This is a genomic window from Clostridium rhizosphaerae (assembly GCF_016765585.1).
GTDB lineage: Bacteria > Bacillota > Clostridia > Clostridiales > Clostridiaceae > Clostridium_AT > Clostridium_AT rhizosphaerae.
Map to the genome: position 1 here is coordinate 18,962 of NZ_JAESWC010000014.1, position 12,814 is coordinate 31,775.

12 protein-coding genes are annotated in these 12,814 nt (G+C 31.3%); 3 read left to right on the forward strand and 9 right to left on the reverse strand.

Going from position 1 to position 12,814, the window contains the following annotated elements:
* Positions 1–84: 84 nt before the first annotated feature.
* The 3 genes from JK636_RS24045 to JK636_RS16090 form a co-directional block, all read right to left on the reverse strand.
* Positions 85–2,049 carry a PAS domain S-box protein gene (locus JK636_RS24045; RefSeq protein ID WP_202750014.1) on the reverse strand — a complete coding sequence of 655 codons (1,965 nt, stop codon included), beginning with the start codon at positions 2,047–2,049 and terminating at the stop codon, positions 85–87.
* 203 nt (positions 2,050–2,252) lie between these two features.
* Positions 2,253–3,569, reverse strand: a complete 1,317-nt coding sequence (gene hisS, locus JK636_RS16085; protein ID WP_202750015.1) for a histidine--tRNA ligase — start codon at positions 3,567–3,569, stop codon at positions 2,253–2,255.
* Positions 3,570–3,668: 99 nt separating this feature from the next.
* Positions 3,669–4,175, reverse strand: coding sequence for a hypothetical protein (locus JK636_RS16090; RefSeq protein WP_202750016.1), 507 nt, complete (start codon positions 4,173–4,175; stop codon positions 3,669–3,671).
* Between the two features lie 392 nt (positions 4,176–4,567).
* Here JK636_RS16090 and JK636_RS16095 point away from each other — a divergent pair, with 392 nt between their 5' ends.
* A complete protein-coding gene (locus JK636_RS16095; RefSeq protein WP_202750017.1) occupies positions 4,568–5,431 on the forward strand; it encodes a TerC/Alx family metal homeostasis membrane protein in 864 nt (287 codons plus the stop codon).
* A gap of 76 nt (positions 5,432–5,507) precedes the next feature.
* Positions 5,508–6,197, forward strand: coding sequence for an LbetaH domain-containing protein (locus JK636_RS16100; protein WP_202750018.1), 690 nt, complete (start codon positions 5,508–5,510; stop codon positions 6,195–6,197).
* 46 nt (positions 6,198–6,243) lie between these two features.
* On the opposite strand, the gene JK636_RS16105 is transcribed toward JK636_RS16100, so the two are convergent.
* The 6 genes from JK636_RS16105 to JK636_RS16130 all read right to left on the reverse strand — a co-directional run bounded on the left by JK636_RS16105 (position 6,244) and on the right by JK636_RS16130 (position 12,065).
* The gene (locus tag JK636_RS16105) at positions 6,244–6,936 is read right to left on the reverse strand and encodes a DUF1361 domain-containing protein (RefSeq protein ID WP_202750019.1); all 693 of its coding nucleotides are present in this window, start codon (positions 6,934–6,936) and stop codon (positions 6,244–6,246) included.
* A gap of 141 nt (positions 6,937–7,077) precedes the next feature.
* Positions 7,078–7,386, reverse strand: coding sequence for a hypothetical protein (locus JK636_RS16110; RefSeq protein ID WP_202750020.1), 309 nt, complete (start codon positions 7,384–7,386; stop codon positions 7,078–7,080).
* Positions 7,387–8,496 carry a Ger(x)C family spore germination protein gene (locus JK636_RS16115; RefSeq protein ID WP_202750021.1) on the reverse strand — a complete coding sequence of 370 codons (1,110 nt, stop codon included), beginning with the start codon at positions 8,494–8,496 and terminating at the stop codon, positions 7,387–7,389.
* Positions 8,465–9,577 (reverse strand): GerAB/ArcD/ProY family transporter, encoded by a 1,113-nt coding sequence (locus JK636_RS16120; RefSeq protein ID WP_202750022.1) that lies wholly within the window; start codon positions 9,575–9,577, stop codon positions 8,465–8,467. The genes JK636_RS16115 and JK636_RS16120 overlap by 32 nt, the downstream gene beginning before the upstream one ends.
* Positions 9,558–11,075 (reverse strand): spore germination protein, encoded by a 1,518-nt coding sequence (locus JK636_RS16125; RefSeq protein WP_202750023.1) that lies wholly within the window; start codon positions 11,073–11,075, stop codon positions 9,558–9,560. The genes JK636_RS16120 and JK636_RS16125 overlap by 20 nt, the downstream gene beginning before the upstream one ends.
* Positions 11,076–11,336: 261 nt before the next feature.
* On the reverse strand, positions 11,337–12,065 hold the full coding sequence (locus tag JK636_RS16130) for a GGDEF domain-containing protein (protein ID WP_202750024.1): 729 nt from the start codon (positions 12,063–12,065) through the stop codon (positions 11,337–11,339).
* Positions 12,066–12,269: 204 nt separating this feature from the next.
* On the opposite strand from JK636_RS16130, the gene JK636_RS16135 reads away from it, so the two are divergent.
* On the forward strand, positions 12,270–12,809 hold the full coding sequence (locus tag JK636_RS16135; RefSeq protein ID WP_202750025.1) for a TDE2712 family protein: 540 nt from the start codon (positions 12,270–12,272) through the stop codon (positions 12,807–12,809).
* Positions 12,810–12,814 lie beyond the last annotated feature (5 nt).

The following is a 12,814-nucleotide window of genomic DNA, read 5'->3' on the forward strand; positions in this document are numbered from 1 at the left end:
AGCAGATAGTAAAAGGACTGATGCATAAATTGCTATTTAGTTAGCTATGTATCAGTCCTTTACCTTTAGGATCATTCCTAACCTTTATACATATATATCCGATAGCTCTATGTTGATTTTTTCTTTTTTGTTTTCTTCAAGATTTGAGATATTAGTAAAAACAATGTCTGTACTATAATTTGAAATTTTCTTTGGAAGTTCTATTAAGAACTCGCTTCCTTCACCTATTTTACTCCAAACTGATATTTTTCCTCCGCTTATTTCTACTAAAGCCTTAACAAGTGCAAGACCTATACCACTGCCTTCAGCTCTTTTAGTCAAAACTTCATCAACCTGCCTAAACCTTTCAAATATAACTTCAAGCTTATCCTCAGGAATACCGCTTCCCGTATCTCTTACACTTATCCTTATGCTATCTTCAGATTCCCCTATATTAACCTTAATATTTCCCCCAGTTGGAGTGAATTTAATAGAATTCGATAATAAATTTAATAGTATTCTCTCAATCTTTTCTTCATCACAAGTTATAAACTTTTCTTCAAAGTCAGTGTCAAAAATAACCTCTATTCCCTTCTGTTCTGCATATGGTACAACAGATAAAGTAATATTCTCTATGATTTCAACTATATTATAACTATTCAAATTCACCTTATAAAATCCTGAATCTATCCTTGTGATATCTATTAAATTATTAATAAGCTTTAGGAGCCTATAACTGTTTTGCTTCATCACATTCATGTATCTATTATTCATGCTGAAGCATCTTCCAAGCTTATCATTGCAGCAGCCATAGGTGTCATTTAATAACTGAATAGAACTTATAATGACATTTAAAGGAGTTCTTAATTCATGTGATATATTAGCAAAAAATTCAGTTTTAAGCCTGTCATACTCTAGAGTCTGATTAATTAGTTTTTGATTTTCTTCCTGTATTATTTTCTTTTCTGTAATATCCTTGGCTATGGATAAAGTATATATTTTCCCATTAAAGATCATTGGAATAGGTGAAACTTCTGCATAAATAACATCACCGTTATGCTTAAGCATCATTATTTCTATAGAATGAACCTGCTTGCCTTCACCAACTGTTTTCATTCTTTCATTTAAAATATCATGAAACTTTGGATGAATAAAATTCTTAACATTCTTTCCTATTATAGCTTCTTTAGAAGGAGCATCCAAAAGCTTTACTCCATTATCATTTACAAAAATTATTCTTCCATTATCTTGAATAAAAGCTCCGTTTGGCGAAAGTTCAACAATATTTCTATATCTTTCTTCGCTCTCTTCAAGCTTCCTCTGGACTTGTATCCGATCGCTTATATCCCTTACAACTTCAAGCTTCATTATAACTTCATCTTTTTCAAAAAATGTTGTGCTAATTTCTACTGGTATATTATGCTTATCCTTAGATAATAGAGAAGTATAAACAGTATTTGGATCTAATGCTTTTTGTTTGTTTAACTCTTCTTCAGGTTTAATTTTTGAAGTCCTTATATTATTTATAGGCTCTCCTATTAATTCTCCTTTAGAAAAACCTGTTAGCCTTACTGCTGAATCATTTAGCTCTACCAGTTCTTCTTTCAATGTTTCCTTATCAATAGTTGATAGAAAAACAGCATCATTAACACCATTGAATAAAGTTCTATACTCATTTTCATTTTGTTCTATTTTTTTGATAGCTGAAATATCAATATTAAAACCAGATATATAGTCTGCAATTTCATTATCATTATAATGAGCTTTTGCTTTTACATAAATCCACTTGTATCCTTCATTTTTTGTTTTTATTCTATATTGTGACTCGTGGTAAGGTATTTTACCGTTAATATGGTCTTTAGTTGATTTGACTACTGCTTCCACATCCTTAGGATGAATAATACTGTACCAAAAACCTGAATTAAAGTATAAATCATCATCATATCCTAAAAACTCTTTCCAGGCCTCAGAAACATACACTTTGTTTTCTATCAAATCCATTTCCCAAATAAAATCAGATATACATTCCGCAATTAACGAATTTCTAATTTCAGTATTAAATGAGTTCACCTGTTTTTCCTCCTAAGACACTCTCCTCTTATTAAGTCGTTAAATATATATTACTATACTTTTATGATAATTTTACATATCTATAGAAAAATTGCGGACATGTAATAATTGGGATCAAAAATATATTATAATTTTTCTTTTATATAGTAAAAAAGGATAGATAGTAATTATCTTTACTATCTATCCTTTAATGACTTTTTTATTTATCCATTAATCTTGTTTATAATTTCTTCAACAGTTAGCTTAAACTGCTCTCCGCTTCTCATATCCTTAAGAGTTAAGATTCCGCTTGCTATTTCATCCCCTCCGATAATGATAACGTAAGGTATTCCAAGCTTATTAGCGTAATTAAGCTTCTTTACAAATTTACCATCTTCAAAGAAAACCTCTGACGGTATTCCAGCATTCTTTAACCCAGTTGCAACATTTATTGAATATCCAACATTCTCATCCATTGGAACTACTAAAGCCTTTGTTAGGGTTGAAGAAACACTTTCCTTAAAGAAACCTGCTTCTTTAAGCTGATAAAATAATCTGCTCAATCCTATAGATATCCCAACTCCAGGAAGCTTTTGGGTAGTATAGTATTCTGCAAGATTATCGTATCTTCCGCCGGAGCATACTGATCCTATTCCAGGATAATCGTTAAGTATTGTCTCATAAACTGTTCCTGTATAATAATCCAAACCTCTTGCGATTTTTAAATCTACCATGAAGTTTTTATCAGGAACTCCAAATTGTCTTATATAGTAAACTACCTTTGAAAGTTCCTCTAAACCTAAAGTAAACTCTTCATTATCGAGGTTTAACTTTTTAAGTCCTTCTAAAACCTCATCATTGCTGCCAGTAATGTTTATAAATTCTTCAATTCTAGCTACAGATTCATCTGTAAGGCCTAGCCCCTTAAGCTCTTCTTTAACTGCTTCTATACCTATTTTATCAAGCTTATCAACAATTCTAAGAGTATCAACTTTATTGTCAACGCCTACAGCATCAAAAAATCCATTTAACACCTTTCTGTTATTGATATGAATTGTAAAAGAATCAAAACCCAAATCAGTAAATGTTGAGTAAATTATGCTTGGAATTTCTGCATCATTAATAATGCTTAACTTTCCGTTTCCTATTATATCTATATCACACTGATAAAATTCTCTAAATCTACCCTTTTGATTTCTCTCTCCTCTATAAACCTTTCCTATTTGATATCTTCTAAAAGGAAAAGTTAATTCACTCATATGCTGAGCTACAAATCTAGCTAGAGGAACAGTTAAGTCAAATCTTAAGGAAAGATCGCTGTCTCCTTTTGTAAATCTATATATCTGCTTTTCTGTATCTCCGCCGCCTTTTGCAAGAAGAACTTCTGACTTTTCAATAACGGGAGTATCTACAGGTATAAAACCAAATTTTTCGTAATTCTTTCTTATTGTATCCATCATTTTATTAAATGCTATCTGATCTGCAGGTAGCCATTCTATAAAACCTGGCAGAGTTGATGGTTTAACTATTTTATTAGCCATTTTATCCTACTCTCCTATTCACTTCTTCATAAACTTACATAAATAATTTATCACTTTATTATAATAAAATAAATATATATTTTAAACAATTAATATATATTATAGACTATTTTTAATATAGATTTCATTATTTTTCACAAATTTAATAATGTTTATATACATTTTGTCTCTATATAGGTATTTTGTATGCCATATTGCCCAAATAGTAACTAAGGTAAAAATAATATAGGCTATAATAGGTCTTTTATAATGAAGCTTGAGTCCCCAAAATAATATAGCATCAAAAATAATTGACTTCCATAATGACCATCCATTATAATAGGCTATTCGATTTGTTAAAGTTGCAATCCATTCAATAGAACTATATATCAATACCCATTTTCCTATCTGAATGGTACTTTCTTTTAAATTAATAGTATCTTTACTTAAAAAAAGCAAGGTTGTAAGAGGAAATATAATAGCTACATATAACGAAATTGTTGATACTCTGTTCATCCCCATGTCGGGCAGTATCTTCCACAAAAAATAATTATTTGTACTTGCTATTAAAATATATTCAAGCTCCATAAAAGAAAAAACAGCATTGTAGCATGATACTTTTTCCACTCTCTCCATATACCTCTGTACAAAACCGCCGCAATAGCAAGGAAACAAAGAATTATATGCATATTCTAAACCCTCTTCTTAAGTTCTTATATAATTAAAATAATTCCCTAAAATGAAAAAATAAGAACATGATAATTTTGTTTACTGACAACTGTTATTATGTTATAATGATTATATAATATAATATTTATGACAGAGGGAGTAACAACCTGAATTTTTCAGGAATAAAGTCGTCATTACGGACAATTATCAGTAGATAAATGCCCGGCTTTATTAGTTAACCTATTGGTTTGCCATGTGAGACTCTGCATCTAGCTTATAACTAGGTGCAGGGTCTTTTTATTTAAATGGAAAAGGTAATTTTTAATTATTATTTTAAGGAGGTCTATACTTTGAACACAAAAAATGCACTCAAATGGGTTATCTTCTGGATTGCTGCAGCTTTAATCTTTAACACAGGAATATATTTTACATTAGGTGAACAAAAGGCAATAGAATTTTTAGGCGGTTACGTAATTGAAAAAAGCCTTAGCTTAGATAACCTGTTTCTTTTTCTACTTGTATTTGGCAGCTTTGGCGTATCAGAAAAGCATCAGCGAAGGATTTTAAACTACGGTATAATTGGCGCCTTAGTTTTGCGCTTTATCTTTGTCATACTAGGTGTAACAATAGTAAGCAAATTCCACTGGGTATTATATATCTTTGGGGCTATACTAATCTTTAGCGGTCTTAAAATGTTACTGAAGCCTGAAAATGATGATGCTGAAAACTTTAAAGAAAACAAATTAATCAAGCTCGTTAACAAAGTTATACCCGTTACAGATAAACTTCATGGAGAGAAATTCTTTGTAAGAATTAATAAGACACTTTACGCAACGCCTTTATTTGCAATACTTGTTTTGATAGAAGGAACAGATATAATATTTGCAATAGACTCTATCCCTGCAATATTCTCTATTTCTACTGATCCTTTTATTGTATATACCTCAAATATCTTTGCCATCTTAGGTCTTAGAAGTCTTTACTTCCTTCTTGCAGGAATCAATAATACCTTTAAATATGTAAAGCATGGGGTTGCCTTAATTTTAGTCTTTACAGGAATTAAGCTTTCAATACTATTCTTCCATGTTGAAATACCTGTTGCTCTTTCTGTAGGTATAATATTTGCAATATTAATTGCCAGCATATTAATTTCTATTATTGCAAGAAAGAGGGAGAACTTGAATAAAGCTGATACTAAAAATGAATATATTTAAAAAATAGTTAATGCACACTTTGACTAACGGCAAAATAAACTAATATCAAGTAACTTTTTATTGATCGGAGGTTTACATGCCGTATTTACAAAGATCAGCTTATAAAAATGCTATAATTAATTTTATTGGACCTAACCCTTCAACTTCCTTTAATCCAGTAAGTGTATACCCAACTATACACCCCTCTGCCTTTATTGGTCCTTTTTCATCAGTAATAGGAGATGTGACCATAGGTAGAAATGTATTTGTTGCACCAAATGTTTCAATACGTGCTGATGAAGGTAGTCCATTTTATATTGGAGATAATACAAACATTCAAGATGGGGTTATTCTGCATGGTTTAAAAACCGGAAGAGTTAAAACAAATGGGACATTATACTCTATTTATATAGGAAATGGTGTCAGCTGCGCACACGGTTGTTTAATTCATGGTCCTTGCAAAATTAAAGATAGTGTATTTGTAAGCTTTAATGCCATCGTATATAACGCCATAGTTGGAGAAAATTCATATATATCTCCAAACTCAGTAGTAACCGGAGGAGTAAAACTTAAACCTAACAGCTTTGTTCCTCTTGGAGCGGTGATTGACTCTCAAGAAGAAGCTGATAAATTAGGCGTTGTTCCTAAGTCCCAAGAAGATTTCGCCGAAGAGGTTCAAAGAGTAAACAGAGAGTTTCCAAGGAGCTATTCTTTACTTTTTGGTTCAGCACGCTGCTCCTGCGGTCTTAGCTGCAATCCTATTAATTTAGAAGATTTAGATGAATAAAAAATGCTGCTTAAGGAAGTTATTTTACTTACTTAAGCAGCATTTTTTATTTTTCTCTCATTAATTTTAGTGTAACAACAGTAATAATATAAAGTATTAAATTAAACACTCCAAAAAGTAATGTAAAATTCAGAGCTTTAATATGAATATCATTTATCAGTATATAAATTATGTTTAAAGGGTCAAATATCACGTCCCAGCTGTTCCACCTGATAAATCTTCCTAGATAAATAGCAAAACCGCTTAATAAATTTATAGCTACTACAAATACCCAGCTTCTTGCTCTTCCAAATTTATCTTCTATAAGCTTTTGATTTATATAAAGCGATATTATTCCAAACATATATCCAAGCCATACTCCAATTCCGATATTAATATAATTAAGCCAAAGCTTAAAATTATCATTAAATAGGGTTTTAGGCTCCAAGCCATAAGGCACATATTTAGGATTAGGTATAAAAAACTTATTTGAATTTATATGAATAAAATCTGTAATTATATATGGTGCATTAGGATAGAAAAGCAGCCAAAGTATACATAAACCTATTGTGATAATTCTAATGCCTTTAAATACTAAATGCTCCTTTTTTATTTTATAGAGCAAATTAGCCGCCTCGAAAGGTACCAATGCCAGAAATAGATTCCAAGCCATGTATAATAGCTGCCCGCTGCTTGAAAAAACGACCCAAATGCAATATATTAAAGCTAAAACTCTTAAATAATTTCTAACTTTTCTCATTAATACTCTCCCGAAATGTCTATTATAGATTTTTCATCATTAGAATATGTACAAAAAATCACAAAAATACCAGGCAAGCTTACTCGCCTGGGTATTAATTGTGAATTGCTTACATCTATTATACTTTAATGACTTATAAAATCAACTATTATTTATTGTGGAAATTATAGAAGCTATTTTTTTAACTTTTTCTTCATTATTTATATTATCTAAATCCTCATATAAAATCTGATTATACAGCTCACTTCCTTCTATAGGCTCATAATTCCCTTGTATCCATTTAATAGTTCTTATTTTAAAATCTATTCCCATTAAAGTGATGTCAACTATGCATTTTCCTTCTTTTCCAAATTCAAAGGAATAACCTTCTTCTGTCTTTTTATAAGAACCTTTATCAGAAGCTTTTATTAAAATTAATACAGCCTCTTCAACCTTTTTTAGAATTTCCATCTAATAATTACCTCTTCCCTCTTTATCTACCTTAACCTTAACATTAACCTTAATATCAGAAGTGGATACTATTTTATCCCAATCCTTGTTTTGATGCCTTCCAAAATTAGCTGCGGCAACTCTTCCTAATTCTAATAAGTCAAGCTTATACTCACATTTCATCTTTTGAATAAAAGCATTGCACTCATCTTCTATTTTATCTGAAAGCTCTGCTTCAAGCTTTTTCTTAAGCTCAGGATTATCTATTACGCTTGGAAATTCCTCGTTTGACGTAATATCCCCTTCTAAGTTTAAGTCTATAATAAATTTATAATTATCTCCATCTTTTTTTACCTTTACCTTTCTTCTGGCTTCGCAATAATAATCAACATAACTTTTTGCATCCTTTTGAAGGTTCAATGCGCCTCTTGCCTTTTTTTCTCTTAATAGATTTAATATTTTCCCTTCCTGCATGTTTACTTTATCAACCATTTTGTCTTTATTAAATACTGCAAAGCCTGCTACCTCAGGCCCTGTTTTCTTAATCTCAACATATGGAATCAAAGCCTTACGTCCTTCTGAATCAACTCTTACAAAAACATCTGTAAGCTTATAATTATTTGTAAAAAAGTTATAACCTTGAGCGTTCTTAATAACACCTTCAAGATAATCTGATGAGGTTGGGTACCCATTAACTTGATAGCCTAAAAGCTCCTCAGCCTTTCCATTATAAACTATGACTGCTCCCATATCATTTACTTCTGAATTTGTAAATAAAACATCCAATATATTTCGTATGCCAAATTTTGCGTAATCTTCACTTATAACATATACTTTTTCAAGACCTAAAAGAAACTTGTTATCAGATTTCCTTTGTCTGTCTCCTCTAGTCATTCCAATTGTACTGCCAATACCTGTCTTAATTTCCCCTGTAATTTTATTATCTTCTCCAAATACATATACGCTTAGCGGTATACTGTAGGTAATATGACCATCAACTTCCTCAATAATATCATAACCTGCTCCGGAGAGGACTTGCATATTTTCTACAGGCTTCATATTAGTATCATAAATATAAGATATAAAAAGTAAAACTAAGCTAATTAGAATTACAGTTTGTTTTCCTTTCATATTTTCCTTCCTTCTTCAAATAAGTGATAATTACAATTAATGTTATGCCTATAATATTAAAGAGAATAATATTAGGAGCTGCCTTCCTGAGTATATTTCTTCTAAAGGCTTCATCTGAAAACAGAATAGTAACATATGCTACAAAGGGATACATTGCATAGCAAAGCTTCTTAAAATCTAAGCCTTTAAAAAAGTCATTAAATATAAAAGTAAAGGTAAAAAAATAATTCGAAATAGTTTTTAGTGCAACTATACTCCATAAAAACAAAAATATGTATCTGAAATTATTTATTACCGGCATGTTGACAGAACTGGTAACAGATAAAAATGGCCATCCATACTTCGGTACTATATCAATATCAAGATAGTAAATAGTTGAAAATACAAACCAAACGTATATTAAAGCAGTTACTATTACAGCTTTAAGGGAGGCTTTCACCATATTCTCCTTATCTGCTATCCTTGGATATATGATAAATAAAATCTCAACTCCACAGTAGGAGTAAACAGTTTGTATGCTTCCAACAATAATTTTTCCGATACTATTTTGAAGCACAGGCATTATATTTAATATACTTCCATCCCTTAATACAGCAATTGGACATAAAATTAAGATAAGCATTAAATAAAAAATCATTTCATTTACTCTTCCTATAACTTTAAGTTCGAAGGAAGCGGTAAAGGCAGCAGCTAAAATGAAAGCAGCTATTAATTTTGCAGGTGTAAGAAATGAAGCTATATAGGTTTGCAAAATATCATCTAACCCGGCACTTCTTGTGGCTGCGAAAAATAAAAATTGAAGCATAAAAACAAAATTAAATAAACCTCCAATAAAACTTCCAAAACATATCTTGCTAATCTGAAGAATATTTTTATCAGGATATCTTTTAAAAAGCAATATCCCCATAATAACAAGATAAAAAGGATACATCATACCGAAGATAACTGAGATCCATGCGTCCTGCCCTGAGGCCTTAATAAGATCCTTAGGCGCTGATAAAATGGCTATCCCAATCATCGTTCCTATAATAATAAAACAATATTGATTAGCTGTTATTTCATTAGTTCCTACCTTTTTCATTGCTATCCTTTCTTCCCTTAAGCCATTTATATCTAAAATCACTTTGTCTTACAGGGTCTTTATTAGGAATACTTTCCGGCCTTTTATTCATCTTCCAAAATTGCGTTCTTATGAATAAATCCTTAAAATCTCCAGGTTTATTTATACTGAAATACGGCACGCCAAAGCTTTCAAGAGAGCAAATATGTACTATAATAAAATACCAGCCTAGTGCAATGCCAAACATCCCCATCATTTCAGACAATATGAGTATCGGAAACCTAAGCACTCTAATTGCAATAGCCATATCATAATTAGGTATTACAAAAGTTGCCACGACGGTAATACCTAATATAAGAAGTGTAGTTGGACTTGCAAATTTTGCCCTTATAGCTGCATCACCGATAATAAGTCCACCTACAACGCTGAGTACCTGACCCACCTTTCCCGGCAGCCTAAGTCCACCTTCTCTTAATACTTCTACCACTATTTCCATCGCCAGTATTTCTAAAAAAGGTGATAAAAGAATTCCCTTTCTTGACAATACTAATGGGACAACAGAATTAATGGGAAAAAGCTCTGAGTTATATTTTACAAAGGTTAAATATATTGCCGGCAGTGTAATAACAATAAATATATTAAGCATTCTTAAAAATCTTGTTACTGAAGAAACAATAGAACGCTGATTATAGTCTTCTACTGCCTGAAAAAATTCTTCAAATATTGCCGGTGCTGTTATAACAAAAGGTACATTGTCAAGAATAATAGCTACTCTTCCTTCCATTAAATTTGCTTGTATCTTATCCGCTCTTTCTGTTCCAAAAGTTTGTGGAAACGGGCTGTAGGGATGATTTTCTATATATTGTTCTATAGCTCCTATTCCTGCAGCACCATCTATGTCAATAACACTAATTCTTTTTCTTATCTCATTTAATACATCATCGTCAACAATATCCTTTAAGTAAACTAAAGCAAGCTCCGTTTGAGTATGTCTTCCGATGATAAACTTTTCTACAGTCAGATACTTACTCTTAATTCTTCTTCTTAAAATTCCTATGTTAGTATTTATATTTTCAATAAACCCTTCCCTTGGGCCTCTAATAACAGGTTCATTAACAGGCTCTGAAATGCTTCTATAATTCCCTTCCGCAGCATCTATTAAAATAAAAGAGCTTATCTTATCTATGATCAAAACAGCTTTTCCTGTTTTTATTCCACTTATCGCTTCCTCCAAATTGTTTCTAACAACTGTATTGCAAAGAGAAATATATTTTCTTGATAGATATTCTGGAATATTAATGTTCAAATTCAAGTCTTCTGACAGTTGAAGCATAAGTGGATTTAAAACATCTCTGTTCAGCATATCCTTGCTTACCATTCCGTTATTATAAATGAGGGCTGCATTTAAAAACCTTGTCTTCCCTATTATAAACTCCTTAACAGCTACCGGGGATTGAGTACCTATTTCACTTAAAATGATTTTTAAATTTGCTCTTATATCTGTAGTCAGAGTCTGCATTATTGCCTCCTTTCAGGAAACGGGGCTCTCTAAAAGCGCTCACTCCGTTCGCAGAGTGCCCGTTAAAGCCCATTTAGGACTTTAACTTGTCAGTAATAATTATTTGTATGTAATGAGTATTTGCATATCTTGTTTCATATATGCAAAAAAATAAAAGCTACTCCAAAGACAACTATACTTAGTGTGGCATATGAATCTTATGTATTCAAATATCACACATTGAGTTTAAGTTGTTTTGGGGCAGCCCCTGATTTTTGATTTTTATATGCAAATTGTATTTCTTCCTGAGTGCTTTGCCCTATAAAGCTTGATGTCAGCTTCCTCTTTTAATAAACTGACATCAGTAACAGTGGCCGGATAAACTGCAATCCCAATTGAAACTGTTACTTTTATTGTACTTCCACAGGGCAGAACAAATATATCTCCTTCTATGTTCCTTCTTATCTTTTCGGCAATCTCTGAGGTTCTTTCTTTTGTGCAGTCTCTTAATATGACGCTGAATTCTTCCCCGCCAACTCTTCCTACCACATCAAAATCTCTTACTGATTTTAATAAAATAGTGCTTAATTCCTTTAAAACGGCATCTCCAGCAGCATGTCCATAAGTATCATTAACTCTTTTAAATAAATCAACATCTATAGCAAGAAGAGCTATGCTTTCCTCATTTACTCTAGCCTTATTAATAAGCTCATTAAAGGACTTATCAAAGCTTCGCACGTTATCTAGGCCTGTAAGATAATCCTTCGCAGCCTCCTCTTTTAACCTTTCCATAGTGCAGCAGACTTTTGTTATTTTTCCTGAAAGATACAAAACTATTAAATTTGAGATAATTGCTCCTATCAAAAAATAAAGCAGTATAAGACTTTGATTTTTTGTATCCTTAAGTAATGCAAGAATCAAAAGCGTTAAAGCAAATTCCGCGTAGAAAAGCATATTTGTCCATCTATTACTTTTATATATATTTGATATAAATTCTTTTACTGTGTCCATTACTTCGATTATCCCCCTAGAGAATTCAACTTAAAATACTGTGTTGTAGTTAATATTTCGACAAACTTACAAAAATCTTTACTAGTAATGTTTGGATAATAGCTTGTCTTACTATATAATATGAACTTTTATTTAAAATGACATTTAAATATTGTAATGTTATAATAAATTGGTGTAAACGATATGAATAAGGAGAGTGGTACTATGATAAATTCAATAAAATTAAACTTAGATACTATAGAGGCCATGCTTTATTTCTGGAGCGCTGTAAATGACAGAGAAAATGTTTCTGAAATGTTTATCTACGACTTAACTGCAATGCCTGGATTAACTTTAGCTTATGATGAAAGCTTTACTGAGGAGTCTGTTAGAAGAGCACTTAGTGCAATTAAAAACAGAGAAATTTTCTCAAGAACATCCAGGGAAGAGGGAAGATTTTATAATAACAATCTTTGGATGATGGAAGACCTTGAGTATACAAACTTAATGGTTGCACCAATAAAGAAGTTAAACTTAGACTTTTTATTAGAAATACTTAATTTCAAATTTTCTGATCCTAAATACACAGAGCTTGAAGTTTATTTTTCTCCTCTTCATGTAGATGAATATTTAATTAAGGAAAATAAGCTTATAATAAACTTTTTCAGAGTAAAGCCTAGCGATTTTGATGATAATACTTTTATTGGCGATAAAGAACTTAAGGTATACATAGAGGAAAAACTAGAAGAACTATTACGAAAATAAAGGAG

Bases quoted from the DNA above. Each gene is read 5' to 3' on its own strand.
- JK636_RS16115 (WP_202750021.1), bottom strand. From the start codon at position 8,496: ATGAAAGGAAAACAAACTGTAATTCTAATTAGCTTAGTTTTACTTTTT.
- JK636_RS16125 (WP_202750023.1), bottom strand. From the start codon at position 11,075: ATGCAGACTCTGACTACAGATATAAGAGCAAATTTAAAAATCATTTTA.
- JK636_RS16105 (WP_202750019.1), bottom strand. From the start codon at position 6,936: ATGAGAAAAGTTAGAAATTATTTAAGAGTTTTAGCTTTAATATATTGC.
- JK636_RS16120 (WP_202750022.1), bottom strand. From the start codon at position 9,577: ATGAAAAAGGTAGGAACTAATGAAATAACAGCTAATCAATATTGTTTT.
- JK636_RS16130 (WP_202750024.1), bottom strand. From the start codon at position 12,065: ATGGACACAGTAAAAGAATTTATATCAAATATATATAAAAGTAATAGA.
- JK636_RS16110 (WP_202750020.1), bottom strand. From the start codon at position 7,386: ATGGAAATTCTAAAAAAGGTTGAAGAGGCTGTATTAATTTTAATAAAA.
- JK636_RS16100 (WP_202750018.1), top strand. From the start codon at position 5,508: ATGCCGTATTTACAAAGATCAGCTTATAAAAATGCTATAATTAATTTT.
- JK636_RS16135 (WP_202750025.1), top strand. From the start codon at position 12,270: ATGATAAATTCAATAAAATTAAACTTAGATACTATAGAGGCCATGCTT.
- hisS (WP_202750015.1), bottom strand. From the start codon at position 3,569: ATGGCTAATAAAATAGTTAAACCATCAACTCTGCCAGGTTTTATAGAA.